A 19,180-nucleotide genomic window follows, 5' to 3' on the forward strand; every position below is an offset into this window, starting at 1 on the left:
CTCTCTTTCGGGGTACAAGCATGAGCACGGAACACCATCGCCGTGGCGCGCTCGCGCTTGCACTGTTTGCCGTTGCGCACGCAGCGCCGCTGTATGCGCAGACCGCAACGCAGGCAGGGCCGGAGGAACCGGCCACTTTGGCGGCGCTCACCGTTACCGCGCAAAAGCGCGAGGAATCGCTGCAAAACGTGCCAGTGGTGGTGTCAGTGCTGCCGGAGCTGCTGCTGCAGGACAGTGGCGTGCACGACATCAAGGAACTGCAGGTGCTGGTGCCGGGCCTGATCGTGACCAGCAGTCAGAGCGCTGCGCAAACCACCGCGCGCATTCGCGGCATCGGCACCGTTGGCGACAACGCCGGGCTGGAATCCTCGGTGGGCGTGGTCATCGACGGCGTGGCACGCGCGCGGAATGGCGTGGGTTTTGCCGATCTTGGAGAACTCGAACGTATCGAAGTCCTGAAGGGGCCGCAGGGTACGGTGTTCGGCAAGAACACCTCGGCAGGCGTCATCAACGTGGTCACCCGGCGCCCCAGCTTCACCCGCAGCGCCGATGCGGAAATCACCGTTGGCAACTATGGTGCACGTGGTCTTGCTGCCGCGTTCAACGATGCCTTGGGCGACACCAGCGCCTTGCGGGTATATGCCGCCAGGCGGCAGCGCGATGGCTTCGAACAGGTGGTGACCGGCCCCGGCCCGCGTACCGCTGGCGACGACGGCGACCAGAATCTGCGCACCGCACGGGTGCAACTGCTGTGGGAGCCTAGCGACGATCTCGACATCAACCTGGCTGCCGACTACACCACGCGCGATGAAAACTGCTGTGTCACCGTGACCACCGAACGCGGGCCCACCGCCGCGTTGATCGATGCAGTGACGCCGGGCGGACAGGGCACGATTGCGCGCGCCGACCCGCAACGCCGGCGCGCCTACAGCAATCGCAGCACTGGGCAGCGGATTGATGACAAAGGCATTTCGGCGCATGTCGACTGGACCACGCCCTGGCTTGGCGAGGCGGTCCTGACCTCGATCACCGCCGTGCGCGACTGGAAGTCCGTCAATGGCCTGGATTTCGACTACGGCACCGCCGATATCCTGTACCGCGCCCCGCGCGAAGACGAAATGCTGACCGGCTTCAAGACCGTGAGTCAGGAGCTGCGCCTTGCCGGGACGAGCGCGCGTGTGGACTGGATGGTCGGTGCGTTCTATGCCGACGAAACCCTGCACCGCAACGAGTCGTATCGCTTCGGTACTGCCTACGAGCCTTACCTGTCCAGCGTGCTGCTTGCGCGCATCAACCCGGCGCTGGCAGCGCGTGCGGATGCACCGCGCTTTCTGGCCGATACCACCGGATTGCCGGCCGGCACGCTGTTTCGCGGCCAGGGCAGCCAGGACCGTTTTCGACAGGATGGACGCAGCATCGCGTTGTTCACCAACAACACCTGGCATGCCACCGATGCGCTGGATGTCCTGGTGGGGCTGCGTTACACCTACGAAAACAAGGCATTGCAGTCGGCATTTCAGAATCCTGACGGCAGCCCCGCCTGTGCGAGCTATTTCGCGCCCAATGGTCAGGTCAGCCCGCTCGCCGTGCAGCGGATTGGCGCCGCGCTGGTCGCACGCGGCGTGCCGGCATCGGCGGTGCCGGCCATCGCCCCGCAGGTGATCGGGTTTACCTGTCTGCCATGGGCCAACGTCGCCCAGGCAGGTCGCCTGACCGAACAGGAACGCACCGAGCGTGAGTGGTCCGGAACGGCCAAGCTGGCATACCGCTGGAACGATGCGCTGATGACCTATGTGTCGGCCGCGCGCGGCTACAAGGCCGGCGGTTTCAATCTGGATCGCGTGCAGTCGTCCAATGGCTTGTCCAGCGGCGTGCAAGGCATCCTGCCGGTCGACGACACCGCGTTCCCGGGCGAGTTCGTCAATAGTTACGAACTTGGCGCCAAGACCACCTGGCTCGGCGGCAACCTGCTGTTGAACGCCACGCTGTTCTATCAGGATTTCAGCGATTTCCAGCTCAACAATTTTCTCGGCACCAGTTTCGTGGTGCGCGCCATTCCCAGCGTGGTGTCGCGCGGTGTCGATACCGAACTTCTCTGGCAGGGCGCCGTGCCCGGCCTGATGCTGCAAGGCGGGCTCAGCTACACCGATACCGCGTACGGCGATGACCCACTGCCGGACGCGGACCTGGCCCTGCTGCCCGGCAGCCGTCTGAGTTTCGCTCCGCGCTGGTCGGCCAACCTGTCGGTGACCTACGAGCACGCGCTGGGCAATCAGCTGACCAGCCGTTTCCACCTGGGGGCAAAGTACAGCTCCGCCTACAACGCAGGCACCGATCTGGATCCGCAAAAGGTGCAACCGGGCTACACCTTGCTCAATGCGCGGTTGGGCCTGGGTGCCGACAACAAGCGGTGGCTGCTGGAAGCGTGGGCGGAAAATTTGACCAATGAAACCTATCGGCAGGTCGTCATCGATGCGCCGCTGCAGGCCGGTTCGTGGAATGCATTTCTAGGCGCGCCGCGCACCTATGGCGTGACGCTGCGCTTGCGCTACTGAGGTGCGCGCATCTGGCTGATGCGCGCTGCAGATTGCGTAAGGCGTTGCAACCTGCGCTGAGCTTCGAACGGGCGAAGGCGCGACAGCGGCAGACAGATCGGCTACAAACAAGGCCTCGTTGCCAACCAGTGTGCCAATGCGTTCGTTGCTTGCTCCCGTCTCATCTTCTCCAGCGCTGTGGGCCGCTGCGCAGTGCAGTGTCACGTCGCGTCTTAGTGCAACGCGTCTGCGGGCGGTGCGCTGATGTGGGAAGCGCTTGGCACTGTGCGTGATCTCGGGCGTCTGCAGGAAATCGCCTCGGTCCTGATTCGTTATGGCTTCGGTGATGTGGTGCGGCGTATCGGCCTGGCCGATGTGCTCGAACGCGCCGGCAGGTTGTTGCACTGGCATAACGCCGAGGGCCGGTTGCGCATGTCCGCGGCGATGCGGGTGCGGCGTGCACTGGAAGAGCTCGGCCCGACCTTCGTCAAACTCGGGCAGGTGCTGGCCACGCGCGTGGACCTGCTGCCGCCGGAGTGGATCGAGGAATTGAGCGAGCTGCAGAACGCGGTGCCGGCGCTGCCGTTCGAGCAGATCCGCCCGCAGTTGGTTGCCGCGCTCGGCATGCAACCGGAGAGCGTGTTCGCGCGCCTGGACGAACAGCCGCTGGCGGCCGCATCGCTGGCACAGACGCATCGCGCGTGGCTGGCCGATGGCACGCCGGTGGTGCTGAAGATCCGCCGCCCCGGGATCGGCGACACCATCGATGCGGACCTGCGCCTGCTCGCCCGGCTTGCCGAAATCGTCGAGACCCGCGCGCCGGATCTCAAGCGCTATCGCCCCGCCGAAGTGGTGCAACAGTTCACCGTCTCGTTGCGACGCGAGCTGGATTTCGCTGCCGAGTGCCGCAACGCCGAACGCATCGCAGCCAACTTCGCGCACGATGCGCAGGTGGTGGTGCCGGCGGTGTACTGGGAGTGGACCTGCGAGTCGCTCAACGTGCAGGAATTCATCGACGGCATTCCAGGCCGCGATCTGCTCGCCGTCGATGCGGCCGGCCTGGACCGCAAGGCGCTCGCACGTGCCGGCGCCGGCATCGTGCTGAAGATGGTGCTGCAGGACGGCTGCTTCCACGCCGACCCGCATCCGGGCAACATTTTCTATCTGCGCGACGGGCGCATCGCCGTCATCGATTTCGGCATGGTGGGGCGTGTCTCCGAGCAGCGCCGATTCCAGGTGGCGCAACTGCTGCACGGCATGGTCAGCTACGACGCCGAAGCGGTGATCGACGTGCTGCTGGAATGGGCTGGAACCAGCCTGGATATCGACGAATCGCGCTTGCAGCAGGACATCGGCGCATTTGTCGACGAGTATCGCGGCGTGCCGCTGAAAGAGCTGCGCATCGGCGCCATGCTGGGCGACGTCACCTCGATCCTGCGCGACCACGGGCTGACGCTGCCGTCGGATCTGGCGCTGATGATCAAGGCTTTTCTTACCCTCGAAGGCATGGGGCGTCAGCTCGACCCGGATTTCGACATGGCTACCGAGGCGCGCCCGTATCTCGAACGCGTGGTGCTGCAGCGCTATGCGCCGCGCGCAATCGTGCGGCGTGGCCGGCGTACCGTGACTGGCGCGATCGATCTGCTTGGCGACCTGCCGCGCGATCTCAAGCGCCTGCTGCAGGCCGCACGCCGCGGCAAGCTGCAATTGCAGATCGAGACCCGCGCATTGCGCGAATTCGGCGAGCAGGTCGACCGCGCCGCCAACCGGCTCACGATGGGCATTGTCACTGCCGCACTGGTGATCGGCTCCTCGATCGTAATGAATAGTGTCGGCGGCAGTGCCAGCCGCTGGTTGCTGGCGCTGGGCGTGGGCGGCTTCATCGGCGCGGCGCTGTGCGGCATCTGGATCCTGTTCTCGATCTGGCGCAGTCGGCGCTAGGACGCTGCGCAAGGCACCTCGGGGCCATGTAACCAGGAAGTGGCCCAGCGCTTGCGCAGGCGCTCGTTAGTAGTAATACTACTAACCATGGACCTGACCGATACCCAGCAAGCAATCCTGGCCTTGATCGCCGAGCGCATCGATGCCGATGGCGTTCCGCCTTCGCAGACCGAAATCGCACGCGCGTTCGGCTTCAAGGGCGTGCGCGCCGCGCAGTACCACCTTGAGGCGCTGGAACAGGCCGGTGCGATCCGCCGCGTCCCAGGTCAGGCCCGCGGGATCCGGCTGGCCGGGCAGGGCGCGCATGCGCGCACAGCGCCGGTGAGCGAGCCGGTACGCGACGATGTGCTGCGTCTGCCGGTGTTGGGCCGCGTTGCAGCGGGGTTGCCGATCGGTGCCGACATCGGCTCGGACGATTTCGTGGTGCTGGATCGGGTGTTCTTCTCGCCCTCGCCGGATTACCTGCTCAAGGTGCAGGGCGATTCGATGCGCGACGAGGGCATCTTCAACGGCGATCTGATCGGCGTGCACCGCACCCGCGACGCGCGCTCGGGGCAGATCGTGGTGGCGCGGATCGACGAGGAGATCACGGTCAAGCTGCTGAAGATCGGTAAGGACCGGATCCGGCTGCTGCCGCGCAACCCGGATTACGCGCCGATCGAAGTGCTGCCGGATCAGGATTTTGCCATCGAAGGCCTGTATTGCGGGCTGTTGAGGCCTAACCGCTGAAGTCTGTGCCGATGGCAGCGCTGGCTTTTTCCCGAGCCGGCATTGCAGGATTTCCCGCTGCCGCGCGATATTTCGCCCCCCTAATCTGAGTGTGTCGCCTGCAGTCTCAGCCTGTGCGATACACCGCCGCTACATTAGCCCCACACCGAAATCACTGACGAGGATCACCCAGATGGACGAGAACAAGAAGCGCGCCCTTTCCGCCGCACTGAGCCAGATCGAAAAGCAATTCGGCAAGGGCTCGGTCATGCGTATGGGCGACCGCGTCATCGAGGCGGTCGAAGTCATTCCGACCGGCTCGCTGATGCTGGACATCGCCCTGGGGATCGGCGGCCTTCCGAAGGGTCGCGTGGTCGAAATCTACGGGCCGGAATCCTCGGGCAAGACCACCCTGACCCTGCAGGCGATTGCCCAGTGTCAGAAGCTGGGCGGCACCGCAGCCTTCATCGACGCCGAGCATGCGCTGGACCCGATCTATGCGGCCAAGCTGGGCGTCAATGTCGACGACCTGCTGCTGTCGCAGCCGGATACCGGCGAGCAGGCGCTGGAAATCGCCGACATGCTGGTGCGTTCGAGCTCGGTGGATATCGTGGTGATCGACTCGGTCGCCGCACTGACCCCGAAGGCAGAAATCGAAGGCGAAATGGGCGACCAGCTGCCGGGCCTGCAGGCACGTCTGATGAGCCAGGCGCTGCGCAAGCTCACCGGCAACATCAAGCGCTCCAATACGCTGGTGGTCTTCATCAACCAGCTGCGCATGAAGATCGGCGTCATGATGCCGGGCCAGAGCCCGGAAGTGACCACCGGCGGCAATGCGCTGAAGTTCTACGCCTCGGTGCGTCTGGATATCCGTCGTATCGGCGCGATCAAGAAGGGCGACGAGATCATCGGCAACCAGACCAAGATCAAGGTCGTCAAGAACAAGCTGGCGCCTCCGTTCAAGCAGGTCGTGACCGAAATCCTCTACGGCGAAGGCATCAGCCGCGAGGGCGAACTGATCGACATGGGTGTGGAGGCCAAGCTGGTCGACAAGGCCGGCGCTTGGTACAGCTATGGCGATGAGCGCATCGGTCAGGGCAAGGACAATGCGCGTACTTACCTGCGCGACAACCCGCAGGTTGCAGTGCGGCTGGAAGCCGAGCTGCGCGAGAAGTTCCAGCCTGCCGAAGCGCCGCGCGAAGCCGGCGACGACGCAGAGAAGGAATAAGTTCTCGCTGCTAGACATCGTCCGTCGCCGGGAGTCGGCGATGGTGATGGATGGATCGTCGCGTGCCAGTGGTAGGCGACGCTTCCAGCAACCTCCGTTTGCACCCGGTGCCAGGGCTTGGGGCAGACGACATTTCAAGTTTTTCTATCGCGAGGACGGCGGAGTCAGTGCCGTCGCTTCTCGCGGTAGATCTATCGAAGGCCAGGAGGGCAGGCGCCAAGGATGGCGCATGTGCTGCTGTGTGATTTTGGCGATTCAGGACACCACACGATGGACGAGCAAGAGCCCGCACCGAAGCGGGGGCGACGGTTCAAGGAGCAGACGCCGGTCCAGCGCGCACTCGGTCTGTTGGTGCGGCGCGAGCATTCGCGCAAGGAATTGAACCGCAAGCTGCTGGCACGCGGGATCGAGCCGGACGCAGCGCAGGCAGCCGTCGACCGTCTCAGCGATGAAGGCTGGCAGGACGACACCCGTTTCGCTGCCGCCGTGGTGCGGAATCGCGCCGGCTCGGGTTATGGCCCGCTGCATATCCGTGCCGAACTTGGAACCCATGGCCTGGATAGCGACGCCATCAGTGCCGCCATGGCGACCTTTGAGGGCGATTGGACCGAAAATGCGCGCGATCTGATCCGCCGCCGGTTCGGTGAACAAGGCCCGGTGGACCTTCCACAGCGGCGCAAGGCTGCCGATCTGCTGGCCCGGCGTGGTTTTGATGGCAACAGCATTCGCAGCGCCACGCGCTTCGACCTTGAGGACTGAGGGCGTCAGGCCTGCTACCCTTCGCGGATTCAGGTTGTTCCGCTCATCTGCGCCCACATCTCATTGGGTGACCGGGACTGCCGCCCGCCCAATGCCAGCTCATGAACGCACCTGCCAAATTCAGCACATCCCAGATCCGTAGTGACTTCCTCGCGTTTTTCGAGGGGAAGGGCCACACCATCGTGCCATCCGCGCCGCTGGTGCCGGGCAACGACCCGACCCTGCTGTTCACCAATTCCGGCATGGTCCAGTTCAAGGATGTCTTCCTCGGCGCGGAAAAGCGCAGCTATGTGCGCGCTGCGGATGTGCAGCGCTGCTTGCGTGCCGGTGGCAAACACAACGATCTGGATTCGGTGGGCTACACCGCACGTCACCACACCTTTTTCGAAATGCTCGGCAATTGGTCGTTCGGCGACTATTTCAAGAAAGATGCCATCGCCTGGGCGTGGGAGCTGCTGACCCAGGTCTGGAAGCTGCCGGCCGACCGCTTGCTGGTCACCGTCTACCACACCGACGAGGAAGCCTTCGCGTTGTGGCGCGACATGATCGGCATTCCGGAAAGCCGCATCGTGCGCATCGGCGACAACAAGGGTGCGCCGTACGCGTCGGACAATTTCTGGCAGATGGCCGATACCGGCCCATGCGGCCCGTGTACCGAAATCTTCTTCGACCACGGCGATCACATCGCCGGTGGTCCGCCGGGTTCGCCGGACGAAGATGGCGACCGCTTTATCGAAATCTGGAACCTGGTCTTCATGCAGTTCGATCGCCAGCCCGACGGTACCCTGGTGCCGCTGCCGGCGCCGTGCGTGGATACCGGCATGGGGCTTGAGCGCCTGGCCGCGATCCTGCAGCACGTCCACACCAACTACGAGATCGACCTGTTCCAGGCGTTGATCGGCAAGGCCAGCGCGCTGACCGGCATCACCGATCTGGAGAACAAGTCGTTGCGGGTGATCGCCGATCACATCCGTGCCTGTTCGTTCCTCATCGTCGACGGCGTGCTGCCCTCCAACGAAGGGCGCGGTTATGTGCTGCGCCGGATCATCCGGCGTGCGCTGCGTCATGGCTGGATGCTTGGCGTGCGCCAGCCGTTCTTCAGCAAGATGGTGCCGACGCTGGTCGAGCTGATGGGCGAAGCCTATCCCGAGCTGGTAGTGGCGCGGGACACCGTGGCGCGCGCGTTGCTGGCCGAGGAAGAACGTTTTGCCGAGACGCTGGATGCCGGCATGAAGATCTTCGACGAAGTCGCATCGCGCTCGCAGGAAGTCATTCCCGGTGCCGATGCGTTCCGCCTCTTCGACACCTACGGTTTTCCGGTCGATCTGACGTCGGACATTGCGCGCGAGCGCGGCTTGCGCGTGGACATGGAGGGCTTCGAGTTCGCCATGGAACGCCAGCGCGAAACGGCGCGTGCGGCTGGCAAGTTCGGCGGCGGCGTGGCATTGCCGGCCGACCTGGTTGCGAGCATGTCGCCGACGGTGTTTCTGGGCTACGAAGCGCACGATGCCGATGCACTCAAGGTCGTGGCATTGCTCAAGCAGGGCCGCCCGGTCGAACATGCGGAGGCGGGCGACGAGGTGATCGTGTTCACCGACCGCACCCCGTTCTACGCCGAGTCGGGTGGCCAGGTCGGCGATAGCGGCCAGCTGAGCGGCCCTGGCGTATCGATCGAAGTCGCCGACACCCAGAAGTTCGCCGGTCAGTTCCATGGCCATGTTGGCCGCATCGGCGAAGGCGCACTCGCGCTTGGCGATGTGCTGGCGGGCGGTATCGATGCGCAACTTCGCGGCAAGACCATTCTCAATCATTCGGCCACCCACCTGTTGCACGCCGCGCTGCGCGAAGTGCTGGGAACGCATGTGCAGCAGAAGGGCTCGCTGGTCGCGCCCGATCGCCTGCGCTTCGACTTCTCGCACTTCCAGCCGATCAGCGCTGATGAGCTCGCTGTCATCGAGCGCAAGGTCAACGCCGAAGTGCGCACCAATCACGGTGTGGAAGTGCACAACATGGCCATGCAGGAGGCGCTGGATTTTGGCGCGATGGCGCTGTTTGGCGAGAAATACGGCGAAAACGTCCGCGTGCTGAAGATGGGTGGTTATTCCACCGAGCTGTGTGGCGGCACCCATGTCACCCGCACCGGCGATATCGGTCTGTTCAAGATCACCTCCGAAGGCGGCGTGTCGTCGGGTGTGCGCCGTATCGAAGCGGTGACCGGGCAGGGCGCGCTCGATTATGTGGCCGACGAAGAACGCCGCTTGTTCGAGGCAGCCCATCTGCTCGGCGGGAATGCCAACGAGGTGGTGGACAAGGTGCGCGCACTGACCGAGCGTCAGAAGCGGCTGGAGCGCGAGCTGGAATCGCTCAAGGCCAAACTGGCGTCCGGTGCTACGGCTGATCTGGGCGCTGGCGCGATCGAGGTGGCTGGGGTCAAGGTTGTCGCGGTGCGGCTGGAAGGCTTCGATGCCAAGGCGCTGCGCGATGCGATGGATCGCCTCAAGCAACAGCTTGGCGATTCGGTGATCGTGCTGGCGGGCGCGTCTGGCGGCAAGGTCGCGCTGGTCGCCGGCGTGAACGGCAGCCCAACCGGCAAGGTGAAGGCAGGGGAACTCCTCGGCCATATCGCCAGTCAGATCGGGGGCAAGGGCGGTGGCCGTCCGGATCTCGCCCAGGGTGGTGGCGAGGACGGGCCCGCCCTTGCGACCGCACTCGACGGTGTGCCCTCCTGGGTCAAGCAACACTTGGGCTGAACACTTGTCCTGCTATGCCTTGCTGGCTGGCAGGATGTCCCGCTACCATTTCCGGTCTATTCCCTTACCTAGGGCGCGTCTCACTCAGGAGGCCGTCGATGCTGGTGGGAAACCCACCGGTTCCAGGAGATTTGTAAAATGTTGATCCTCACTCGCCGGGTAGGCGAAACCTTGATGATCGGCGACTTGGTCACCGTGACCGTTCTCGGCGTCAAGGGCAATCAGGTGCGCATCGGTATCAACGCACCCAAGGATGTGGCTGTGCATCGCGAAGAAATCTATCAGCGCATCCAACGTGGGGATGAGCCGGTTGCCTCCGGCGCGCATCACTGCGACGATTCTTCGAATTGATCGTTGTAAAGGGTTTACGTTAGCCCCTCTTACCCGGTATTCTTCGCGGCCTGCCACGGACATCGCGGCAGGCAGCAAAAACTGGAGCGATGCCCGAGCGGCTGAAGGGGCTCCCCTGCTAAGGGAGTATAGGGTCAAAAGCTCTATCGAGGGTTCGAATCCCTCTCGCTCCGCCAGTGTTTTAGGCGCCCGCAAATCCCTGATTTGCGGGCGTTTTTATTTGTGCTGCAGGCACTTTCGTGGTGGCCGCGTTGGCGGCTGCCGCACAGCATCCTGATGGCGGCAACCGTCGCCAACGCCGCTAGTGGACCCGCTGATACGCGCTGACGTTGGCGCATTTCTGCCAGTGTGTTCCGGGACCGTGCTCAGCTCGCTGCGTGCACAGCAACGTGGTCGTGCTCTTGCTTCGCGCGGCATCGTTTGTCGATAGCGCGTCTGGGCAACTTGATCGTTCGAACTGGCTGCGCTACGCGCTTGCATCGATTCTTTCCTGCGACGCTCGAGTCCTACATCGAGTTCTCGCTGGACGGCACGGTGCTCGCGGCCAATCAAAATTTCCTGCAGGTGATGATGGGTTACCGGCTGGAGGACATTCGCCGAAAACACCACGGCATGTTCGTGGATGCGAGCATGCGCCAGTCGCCTGCGTATCGCGCGTTCTGGGGTTCGCTCGGGCGTGGCGCCTTCGATGCGGGCCGTTACCGGTGCATCGGCAAGGACGGCAGGGAAGTGTGGATCCAGGCGTCCTACAACCCGGTGCTCGACGAGCTCGGGCGGCCCTACAAGGTGGTCAAGTACGCGACCGACGTGACCGATCAGGTGCGCTCGGCCGAGCGTATGCGCGATCTGATGCGGCAGACCATGAGCATTGCGCAGAACGTCCAGCGCGAGGCGCACCATATTTCGGCCAGCAACCAGGAGTTGGTCGGCCGCATGTCGCTGCAGTCCGCCGCGGTGGCGCAGACCTCAAGCACGATCGATCAACTGGCTGCGACCGTGCGCACCAATGCTGAAAATGCAGGTTCCGCGCGCCGCATGGCCGAAGAATCGGCCACGGTCGCGTGGCGCGGTGCCGATGTCATCGCCGATGTGGTCAAGACCACTGCCGGCATCCGCTTGGCGACCGATCGCATCGGGCAGATCATCGAGGTGATCGACGGCATCGCGTTCCAGACCAACATCCTGGCCTTGAACGCAGCGGTGGAAGCGGCGCGTGCCGGCGAGCAGGGACGTGGTTTTGCCGTGGTGGCGACCGAGGTGCGCAGCCTGGCGCAGCGTTGCAGCGTGTCAGCCAGGGAGATCCGCTCGCTGATCGACAACGCGACCGATCAGGTGGGCGATGGCTCGCGCCTGGCCGAGCAAGCCGGTGTGGTGATGCAGGACATGGTGACCTCGGTCCTGCGCGTTACCGCGACCGTCGAGCAGATTGCCGCTGCCAGCCATGACCAGGCCCAGGATATTTCCACCGCGAACACCGCGTTGCAGTCGATCGGTGTGCAAGCGCGCGACCAGGCGCAGATGGTCGACGATCTTGCGCGCTCGGCGCGCGTGCTGGAAGGCGATGCGGATGCGCTGTTCGCCTTGGTCAATGGCGATGCGGGCGGCGCTGCGGTGCATGTGGACGCGCCGGCTGCGCAGCATGCAGGCTCGAAGGCGGCGTGATTGCGTCGCGCGCACAAAACAAAACCGCGTATACGCGGGCTTTGTCCGTCTCAGTGTCAGCTGGCGCATCGCGCACCAGGGCTGTGCACTGCGCGATTACCTTGGGCGGCTGACTAAGCTACTGCGCAGCGACCATGCGGGTGCGGCCGGTGCCCGGAGGTGCATGCACCCTGTGTGCACTGCGGTTCCTGTGTGCCGTCCACGCCCGCCTGATGATTGCGCGCTACGTTGGTAGCCGCTCCTGGCCGCAGGCGCTTACTTCGGCAGGTCGAACACCAGTACTTCGGCATCGCGGGCATCGGCCAGCACGATTTCCGGCTCGCCGAGGATCTGGACGGCATCGCCGGCCGCCAGTGCCTGCCCATTGACGCTCAGGCTGCCGCGGGCCACCTGCACGTAGCCGATGCGGCCTTCCGCCAGCGGCTGCTGCAGGCGCACCTCGCCGTCGAGGATCGAGGCGTACAAGCGTGCATCCTGGTGCAGGCGCAGCGAGCCGGCGTCGCCATCGGGCGAGGCGATCAGGCGCAACTGGTTGCGCTTGCTGTCGGCATCGAAGTGCTTTTCTTCGTAGCTCGGCTCGATGCCGGCGCGATCGGGCATCACCCAGATCTGCAGGAAGTGCACCGGTTCGCTGGCCGAGTGATTGAACTCGCTATGGGTCACGCCGCTGCCGGCGCTCAGGCGCTGCACATCGCCGTAGTGCAATACCGAGCCGGTGCCCATGCTGTCCTTGTGCTCCAGCGCGCCGCCCAGGACATAGGAAATGATCTCCATGTCGCGGTGGGCGTGGGTGCCGAAACCTTCGCCCGGCTGCACCTTGTCTTCGTTGATCACGCGCAGCGGGCCGATGCCCATGTGGCGCGGGTCGTGGTAGCTGGCAAAGGAGAAGGTGTGGCGCGAGGACAGCCAGCCGTGTTCGGCGCGGCCGCGGGTTTCGCTCTTGCGGACATTCAACATGCTGCTTCTCCTTGAAAGATTCGAATTGGCGCTGGGGGGTTAATCAGTGTCCCAGCGGCTTGATGCGTAGTCTCTGCCTCTGCGGGCCAGACAAAAAGCGAGTAGATTTGGCCGCTATCATCGAAAAAATCGAACAATGAAAATCAGCCTGGAAGCGCTGCAGATCCTGGATGCCATCGACCGCCGCGGCTCGTTTTCCGCGGCAGCCAAGGTGCTGTTCAAGGTGCCTTCGACGATTTCCTACACGGTGTCCACGCTGGAAGAGGATCTGGGCGTGCAGCTGTTCGAGCGGGTGGGGCCGAAAGCCATGCCCACCCAGGCGGGGCGCGAACTGTTGCGCGAAGGACGCCATCTGCTGCGTGCCGCGCAGGAGCTGGAGGTGCGCGTGCGGCGAGTGGCCTCGGGCTGGGAATCGGATTTCGCGATCGGGCTGGATGCGGTGTTGCCTGCGAGCCTGCTGCAACCCCAGATCCTGGACTTCTACACGGTGGCCGACAGCACGCGGTTACGCGTGTTGAGCGAATCCTTGTCTGGCGGCTGGGAAGCGCTGCTGGACAGGCGCGTGGACCTGATCGTGGCGGCGGGCGAAGGCCCTAGCGGCGGCGGCTATGTCGCCGAGCCGATCGGTCGCTTGCGCTTCGTGTTTGCGGTGGCGTCCACGCATCCGCTGGCGAGCGCCGGCGGCGTGCTGGGCGCGGCCGAGCTGGCCGAACACCGGGCGATCGCGGTGGCAGATTCGGCGCGGCGCCTGCTGCCGCGTACCGTCGGGCTGCTGTCCGGCCGCGATGTCCTCACCGTGCCGGACATGCGCAGCAAGCTGCTGCTGCAGTTGGCCGGTGCCGGCTACGGCTTCCTGCCCGAGCCGTATGCGCGCGGGGCGCTGCAGGATGGCCGGCTGCGCGAGGTGCAGGTGGAAACCCGCAAGCCCGACGAAACCTTCTACCTGGCGTGGCGACCGGGCGAAGAGGGCGAAGCGCTGGGGTGGTGGCGGCGTGCCTTGCGCGGCGAAGGCCTGTTCGACCGCTGGCTGGATGCTTTGGCCGCAACGTATCGTTCCGCTGCTGCCGGGCGGTCGCAGTTGTGACGGAAGGCGGATAATGGCCGCTCGCCGTCGCGCAGGGTCGTCGCATGCAAGGCTTGATCGAGCAGTACGGATTGGCGCTGGTGTTCGCCAACGTGCTGGCATTGTCGCTCGGGCTGCCGGTGCCGGCCTTGCCGACCCTGGTGCTGGTGGGAGCCGGCTACGCCTTGCAGGGCGGTAGCGACGCCTGGCTGGCCGGGCTTGCAGCGTTGGCGGTGTCCGTGGCCGCCAGTCTGTTGGGCGATCTGGCCTGGTATCTGGCCGGGCGTCGCTTCGGGAACCGCACCTTGCAGTCGCTGTGTCGGCTGTCGCTGTCGCGCGATACCTGCATGAAGCAGACCGAGCGCTTCTTTTCGCGTTGGGGTGTGCGGGTGCTGGCAGTCGCCAAATTCGTGCCGGGCTTGTCGATGGTGTCGGTGCCGATGGCCGGTGCGATGCGGGTGCGCCCTGCGGCGTTTCTGCGCTACGACGCCTTCGGTGCATCGCTGTGGGCGCTGGTCGGCTTGAGTGTGGGCGCTGTGTTCGCGCATCAGGTGCAGGACGTGCTGGCCTTTCTGTCCGAGCTCGGTTCGGGCGCGGTGGTGGTGCTGGCGGTGTTGCTTGCCGGCTATGTCGGTTGGCGCTGGTGGCGGCGGCACAGCCTGCTGCGATCGCTGGAGCATGCGCGGATCGGGGTGGATGAGCTGGTGCCGTTGCTGGACGGCGACGAAAGCCTGCGGCCGACCGTGCTGGATATCCGTGCGCCGGGTTATCGCGACCTGCAGCCGTACAAGATTCCTGGCGCCGTGTTTGCCGACGAGCGCCAGCTGGTGCAGATCCTGGCCAGCGTGCCGCGCGATCGCAGTGTGGTGATCTATTGCGCGTGTCCGGACGAGGTGTCTGCGGCGTGGCTGGCCGGGCGGATGCGCGAACGCGGATATGGCGATGTGCGGCCGTTGCTGGGCGGTCTGGATGCATGGCGCGACGCCGGGCATCCGGTGACATCGCTGTTGCCGGTGGTGGTGGTGGCCGAGGCGAGCGCGGTTGCGGCCACGGTTTGATTGCGCTGCATGCAGTGCCCGCGGCGTAGGCGAGCGTTTTGCTATGGCATCGGTACCGTGCGATGGAGCGCCACCATGCGATGCAACGCGATTGCGCAGCCATCTGCATCAACAAAAACCACAGGCAAAAAAAAAGACCAGCAAGCTGGTCGTTTTCTTCAAGATTGGTGCGCCCGGAGAGATTCGAACTCCCGACCGCCTGGTTCGTAGCCAGGTACTCTATCCAACTGAGCTACGGGCGCATATCTTGTTTGGCTTGCAGATCTGAGGCAGTGCGATCGGATCTTTTTGACTGAAAAAACCGCGGTCGATTGCCGTCTTTTCGTATTCTGAAGATGGTGCGCCCGGAGAGATTCGAACTCCCGACCGCCTGGTTCGTAGCCAGGTACTCTATCCAACTGAGCTACGGGCGCCTCGTCAGGAGCGGAATTATGCGCATGGCCAGCGTGCCCGTCAATCCCTTTGTGAACTTCGATCGCCGTTGACGGCATCGCCAAGCGCACTGCGCAGCGCAGCGGCCACGGCCGCAGGCGTTTTCATCCAGGCGAAATGATCGCTGCGTGTTCCCAGTTGCATGGCATCCAAGGTCACGCTGTTTGCGCGTGCCCGCGGCATCTTGTCGAGCAGTGCACGCAGCGCAGCTGCCGGGCCGAAATTGTCGCGCGCAAGAGTGACCGCGCGGATCGGCACGCGCAGCGCACCCAGCGCCTGTTCCAGATCCCAAGGTGCGCCTGCCGCGCGATAGCGGTTGCTGCGGCCGACCTGCGCCCAATCGGCAATCAAGCTGCGTGCTTCGGTGCCGCCGAAGCCGAGCTGGCGGCCGTGCAGAACTCCCTGCATGCGTGCCAGCCACGGCAACAACCGAAACGCCACGGGCAGGCCGTAGCGCATTGGCGCGGGAAAATTGCGCCAGTACGGCGAGCCGCTGGCAACCAGCCAAAGCTGGGCAAGCTGCGCCGATTGCAGTGCGGCATGGCAACACGCGAGCTGGCCGCCAAGGCTGTGTCCGCCCAGCACGCGCGGCAGCTGCGGGTCGTGCCGATCGAGCAGGACATGGCTGGCGGGGAGATCGTCGGCAAGCAGCGTGCGATAGCCCCAATCGTGCTGACGCGATGGGCGCAGCGTGCTGCTGCCATTGCCGCGCCATTCGTGCAGATACACCGCGATGCCGGTGGAGGCGAGCGCCTGTGCGAAGGGGTGGTAATGCCGTGCGGCCACGCCCAGCGCCGGCAGCCACAGCAGCGCTGCAGTTGGCTGCAGTGGCGCGCAACGGATCACCTGCCAGCGATGTCCATCTGCAGCGCTGGCGAGCAAGCTGCCGGTGTGCACGTGCTCGCTCATGCGCCGGGCGCAGCGCCGAAGTGGTCGAGCACCAGCACATCGCTATGGCCGGGGCGCTGGCCGAGACGGATGGCGCGTGCAACGTAATCGATCGCCGCTTCGCAGGCATTGAGCAAGGACAAGCCCTGACACAGCTGCGCGGCGATGGCCGCCGACAGGCTGCAGCCGGTGCCGTGCGCGTCGACCTGCAGGCGCGGATGCATGAACACATCCTGGGTGACGCCGTCATCGAAGCGGTCGATCACGCGTGCGCCTTCGTGCAGATGTCCGCCCTTGAGCAGCACTGCGTTGGCGCCCAGCTCGAGCAAGGCGGCGGTGGCGTGTTCGGCGGCATCGGCGCTGTCGATGCGGCGGCCGGTCAGCAGCTCCGCTTCGGGCGTGTTGGGGGTGATCAACGTGGCCAGCGGCAGCAGGCGCGTGCGCAACGCGTCCAGCGCAGTATCTTCGAGCAGGCGCGCGCCGCTGGTGGACACCATCACCGGGTCGAGCACCACGAACGGCGGGCGATGGCGTTCGAGCAGGTCGGCCACGCAATGGATAACCTCGGCATTGGCCAGCATGCCGAGCTTGACCGCCTGGATCTCGAAATCGGCAAAGCACGCATCCACCTGCGCCTGCAGGAACGGAAGCGGCGGGATGTGTACGGCGGTGACGGCGCGGGTGTGTTGGGCGGTCAGTGCGGCGATGGCAGACAGCCCGTGCACCCGATGCGCGGCGAAGGTCTTGAGGTCGGCCTGGATACCGGCACCACCGCCGGAATCGGAGCCGGCGATGGTCAATGCGGACAGCGTGCTGGGCGTGGTCATGCGCCGATTCTGCACTGCCCGATTGCGGCTGTGCAGACTCGGTATCTCAACGCTGCCCGCACCTGCCGGTGCTTACCGCGGCGTCACGGCGATCCATTCACCGCAATCTGCGAAAACGCACCGGTCTGGGGGTCGTACAACGCCCCCCAGAAGGCACCGCCGCCGTCGCAGACCTTGATCGCTTCGCGCGCCGGTTTCACCGGCGGGTCGTTGGGCAGCTTGAACGCATTGATGTAGATCAGTTGCTGGCCCTGGATCACCACGCCCACGTACTGGCGGTCGAACTCGCGCGGCTCGGCAATGGTTGGCGTCAACGCATCCTGCCGGGATTCGAGCTGCTCGATCTGTTGATGGCTCGGCTCCCAGTAGCCGGTGATCCGGCCCGGATGACGCGCCGGACTATCGCGCGAGCAGGTGTCCAGCACCTGCTCGGCGACGCTCTGGCGGGTGATGATCCACGACTGCCCGTTCTTGAGATTGGTCGGCACGCTGGAGGGACCCTGCGTGGTGGCGCAGCCGGCCAGCGCGAGCACGGCCAGCGCCACCGCACCGCGAAGTGCGCGCATCACAACACCTCCGAGGCGAAGTCGGCCAGACGCGAGCGCTCGCCGCGCCGCAGCGTGATGTGCGCGCTATGCGGCCAGGCCTTGAAGCGGTCCACCGCGTAGGTCAGGCCCGAGGTCGTTTCGGTGAGGTAGGGCGTATCGATCTGTTCGACGTTCCCCAGGCACACGATCTTGGTGCCGGGGCCGGCACGGGTGATCAGCGTCTTCATCTGCTTCGGGGTGAGGTTCTGCGCCTCGTCCAGAATCAGATATCGCGACAGGAAGGTGCGGCCGCGCATGAAGTTCATCGAACGGATCTTGATGCGGCTGGCGAGCAGGTCGTTGGTGGCCGCGCGGCCCCAGGAGCCGCCATCCTGATTGTGGGTCAGCACTTCCAGGTTATCGGTCAGCGCGCCCATCCACGGGGTCATCTTTTCTTCTTCGGTGCCGGGCAAAAAGCCGATGTCTTCGCCAACGCTGACGGTGGCGCGGGTCATGATGATTTCGCGGTAGCGCTGCTGGTCCATCGTCTGCGCCAGGCCCGCAGCCAGCGCGAGCAGGGTCTTGCCGGTGCCGGCGGTGCCCAGCAAGGTGACGAAATCGATCTCGGGGTCCATCAGCGCATTGAGTGCGAAGTTCTGCTCGCGGTTACGCGCGGCGATGCCCCAGACCGCATGCTGGGTGTGGCGGAAATCGTCCACCAGGCACAAGGTGGCCTTGCCGCCGCCGATCCTGGCCACGCGCAGTTCCACTTCGTCCTCGCCCGGCAGATACAGGTACTGGTTGTGATGCCAGTCTTCGTCGTCGGCCAGCACGATTTCGTAATGGGTGCGGCCACGCTCGTTCCAGCTGCGCAAGTCTTCGTTGTGCTTCTGCCAGAAGTCTTCCGGCAGCTCGATGGCGCCGGTGAACAGCAGGCTGAAATCGTCCAGCGCGCGATCGTTCTGGTAGTCCTCTGCATTCAGGCCGCTGATGTAGGCCTTGATGCGCAGGTTGATGTCCTTGGACACCAGGATGACCGGCATGTCGGGGTGTTCTTCGCACAGCGCCAGCACCGAGGCCAGGATCTTGTTGTCCGGAATCATCGCGCCGAAAGTGCGGCCCGGGTCGATCGGCTTGATCTGGAAATACAGCCGGCCGATCGCGGCCTGGCCCTTGAGTTGGATGCCCTGCGGATGGCTGAGCAGGATGCCGGCCTGGATCTGCTCGGCGTTGGTGTTTTCCAGCAACTCATCCAGGAAACGGCTGACCTGGCGCGCGTTGCGGCTGACCTCGGAGGTGCCCTTCTTGGCGTTGTCGAGCTCCTCGATCACCTGCATCGGCAGGAATACATCGTGTTCCTCGAATTTGAACAGCGCGGTGGGATCGTGCATCAGCACGTTGGTGTCCAGCACGTAGATGCGCTTGCCTCGGGTCATTGGGTCTTCCAAGTGATGGAGCAGGGGCGAGCCATCACGCCTGCAGGTGCAGGGTGATG

General features: G+C 64.7%; 15 protein-coding genes, 3 tRNA genes and 1 other RNA gene. 12 read left to right on the forward strand and 7 right to left on the reverse strand.

The genetic code is table 11. The features are described from left to right. Positions 1-20 precede the first annotated feature (20 nt). The 10 genes from A7D16_RS00360 (at position 21) to A7D16_RS00405 (ending at position 12,170) form a co-directional block, all read left to right on the forward strand. Positions 21-2,555: a TonB-dependent receptor gene (locus A7D16_RS00360; RefSeq protein ID WP_064628752.1), complete on the forward strand. Its 2,535-nt coding sequence runs from the start codon at positions 21-23 to the stop codon at positions 2,553-2,555. A gap of 243 nt (positions 2,556-2,798) precedes the next feature. Next, positions 2,799-4,475 carry a 2-polyprenylphenol 6-hydroxylase gene (gene ubiB / locus A7D16_RS00365; protein WP_064628754.1) on the forward strand — a complete coding sequence of 559 codons (1,677 nt, stop codon included), beginning with the start codon at positions 2,799-2,801 and terminating at the stop codon, positions 4,473-4,475. Between the two features lie 87 nt (positions 4,476-4,562). Next, entirely contained in the window at positions 4,563-5,204 is a 642-nt protein-coding gene (gene lexA / locus A7D16_RS00370; protein WP_064628756.1) for a transcriptional repressor LexA, read from the forward strand. 172 nt (positions 5,205-5,376) lie between these two features. After that, positions 5,377-6,411 carry a recombinase RecA gene (recA, locus tag A7D16_RS00375; protein WP_064628758.1) on the forward strand — a complete coding sequence of 345 codons (1,035 nt, stop codon included), beginning with the start codon at positions 5,377-5,379 and terminating at the stop codon, positions 6,409-6,411. 270 nt (positions 6,412-6,681) lie between these two features. Next, positions 6,682-7,170, forward strand: coding sequence for a recombination regulator RecX (gene recX / locus A7D16_RS00380; RefSeq protein WP_064628760.1), 489 nt, complete (start codon positions 6,682-6,684; stop codon positions 7,168-7,170). 101 nt (positions 7,171-7,271) lie between these two features. Next, entirely contained in the window at positions 7,272-9,920 is a 2,649-nt protein-coding gene (gene alaS / locus A7D16_RS00385) for an alanine--tRNA ligase (RefSeq protein WP_064628762.1), read from the forward strand. 138 nt (positions 9,921-10,058) lie between these two features. Then, positions 10,059-10,271, forward strand: coding sequence for a carbon storage regulator CsrA (gene csrA / locus A7D16_RS00390; protein WP_064628764.1), 213 nt, complete (start codon positions 10,059-10,061; stop codon positions 10,269-10,271). Between the two features lie 83 nt (positions 10,272-10,354). Continuing rightward, positions 10,355-10,447, forward strand: a tRNA-Ser gene (locus A7D16_RS00395). A gap of 172 nt (positions 10,448-10,619) precedes the next feature. Further along, positions 10,620-11,933 carry a methyl-accepting chemotaxis protein gene (locus tag A7D16_RS00400; protein WP_409350100.1) on the forward strand — a complete coding sequence of 438 codons (1,314 nt, stop codon included), beginning with the start codon at positions 10,620-10,622 and terminating at the stop codon, positions 11,931-11,933. Positions 11,934-12,096: 163 nt separating this feature from the next. Further along, positions 12,097-12,170: non-coding RNA, sX9 sRNA (locus tag A7D16_RS00405), on the forward strand. 18 nt (positions 12,171-12,188) lie between these two features. Here A7D16_RS00405 and A7D16_RS00410 read toward each other — a convergent pair. Continuing rightward, positions 12,189-12,890 (reverse strand): pirin family protein, encoded by a 702-nt coding sequence (locus tag A7D16_RS00410; protein WP_064628766.1) that lies wholly within the window; start codon positions 12,888-12,890, stop codon positions 12,189-12,191. A 136-nt stretch (positions 12,891-13,026) separates the two neighbouring features. Between A7D16_RS00410 and A7D16_RS00415 the strand changes: the two genes are divergently transcribed. Together A7D16_RS00415 and A7D16_RS00420 are read left to right on the forward strand one after the other, a co-directional pair. Continuing rightward, entirely contained in the window at positions 13,027-13,974 is a 948-nt protein-coding gene (locus tag A7D16_RS00415; protein ID WP_064628768.1) for a LysR family transcriptional regulator, read from the forward strand. 44 nt (positions 13,975-14,018) lie between these two features. Next, entirely contained in the window at positions 14,019-15,011 is a 993-nt protein-coding gene (locus A7D16_RS00420; protein WP_064628770.1) for a DedA family protein/thiosulfate sulfurtransferase GlpE, read from the forward strand. 165 nt (positions 15,012-15,176) lie between these two features. Here the strand turns inward: A7D16_RS00420 and A7D16_RS00425 are convergent. The 6 genes from A7D16_RS00425 to A7D16_RS00450 all read right to left on the reverse strand — a co-directional run bounded on the left by A7D16_RS00425 (position 15,177) and on the right by A7D16_RS00450 (position 19,121). Further along, positions 15,177-15,253: transfer RNA gene (locus tag A7D16_RS00425), tRNA-Arg, on the reverse strand. Between the two features lie 94 nt (positions 15,254-15,347). Further along, positions 15,348-15,424 (reverse strand) — tRNA-Arg (locus A7D16_RS00430). 40 nt (positions 15,425-15,464) lie between these two features. After that, complete coding sequence (locus A7D16_RS00435) at positions 15,465-16,352, reverse strand: alpha/beta hydrolase family protein (RefSeq protein WP_064628773.1); 888 nt, start codon at positions 16,350-16,352, stop codon at positions 15,465-15,467. After that, a complete protein-coding gene (gene thiD / locus A7D16_RS00440) occupies positions 16,349-17,158 on the reverse strand; it encodes a bifunctional hydroxymethylpyrimidine kinase/phosphomethylpyrimidine kinase (protein WP_064628775.1) in 810 nt (269 codons plus the stop codon). Before thiD ends, A7D16_RS00435 begins: the two co-directional genes overlap by 4 nt. Before the next feature lie 83 nt (positions 17,159-17,241). Beyond that, on the reverse strand, positions 17,242-17,724 hold the full coding sequence (locus tag A7D16_RS00445; RefSeq protein ID WP_064628777.1) for a hypothetical protein: 483 nt from the start codon (positions 17,722-17,724) through the stop codon (positions 17,242-17,244). Continuing rightward, a complete protein-coding gene (locus A7D16_RS00450; RefSeq protein ID WP_064628779.1) occupies positions 17,724-19,121 on the reverse strand; it encodes a PhoH family protein in 1,398 nt (465 codons plus the stop codon). Before A7D16_RS00450 ends, A7D16_RS00445 begins: the two co-directional genes overlap by 1 nt. Between the last annotated feature and the right edge of the window lie 59 nt (positions 19,122-19,180).

Origin of the sequence: Xanthomonas nasturtii, from assembly GCF_001660815.1 — a bacterium.
Classification (GTDB): domain Bacteria; phylum Pseudomonadota; class Gammaproteobacteria; order Xanthomonadales; family Xanthomonadaceae; genus Xanthomonas; species Xanthomonas nasturtii.

Bases quoted from the DNA above. Each gene is read 5' to 3' on its own strand.
- A7D16_RS00450 (WP_064628779.1), bottom strand. From the start codon at position 19,121: ATGACCCGAGGCAAGCGCATCTACGTGCTGGACACCAACGTGCTGATG.
- A7D16_RS00445 (WP_064628777.1), bottom strand. From the start codon at position 17,724: ATGCGCGCACTTCGCGGTGCGGTGGCGCTGGCCGTGCTCGCGCTGGCC.
- A7D16_RS00435 (WP_064628773.1), bottom strand. From the start codon at position 16,352: ATGAGCGAGCACGTGCACACCGGCAGCTTGCTCGCCAGCGCTGCAGAT.
- alaS (WP_064628762.1), top strand. From the start codon at position 7,272: ATGAACGCACCTGCCAAATTCAGCACATCCCAGATCCGTAGTGACTTC.
- A7D16_RS00410 (WP_064628766.1), bottom strand. From the start codon at position 12,890: ATGTTGAATGTCCGCAAGAGCGAAACCCGCGGCCGCGCCGAACACGGC.
- recX (WP_064628760.1), top strand. From the start codon at position 6,682: ATGGACGAGCAAGAGCCCGCACCGAAGCGGGGGCGACGGTTCAAGGAG.
- ubiB (WP_064628754.1), top strand. From the start codon at position 2,799: ATGTGGGAAGCGCTTGGCACTGTGCGTGATCTCGGGCGTCTGCAGGAA.
- A7D16_RS00360 (WP_064628752.1), top strand. From the start codon at position 21: ATGAGCACGGAACACCATCGCCGTGGCGCGCTCGCGCTTGCACTGTTT.
- csrA (WP_064628764.1), top strand. From the start codon at position 10,059: ATGTTGATCCTCACTCGCCGGGTAGGCGAAACCTTGATGATCGGCGAC.
- A7D16_RS00420 (WP_064628770.1), top strand. From the start codon at position 14,019: ATGCAAGGCTTGATCGAGCAGTACGGATTGGCGCTGGTGTTCGCCAAC.
- lexA (WP_064628756.1), top strand. From the start codon at position 4,563: ATGGACCTGACCGATACCCAGCAAGCAATCCTGGCCTTGATCGCCGAG.
- A7D16_RS00415 (WP_064628768.1), top strand. From the start codon at position 13,027: ATGAAAATCAGCCTGGAAGCGCTGCAGATCCTGGATGCCATCGACCGC.
- thiD (WP_064628775.1), bottom strand. From the start codon at position 17,158: ATGACCACGCCCAGCACGCTGTCCGCATTGACCATCGCCGGCTCCGAT.
- recA (WP_064628758.1), top strand. From the start codon at position 5,377: ATGGACGAGAACAAGAAGCGCGCCCTTTCCGCCGCACTGAGCCAGATC.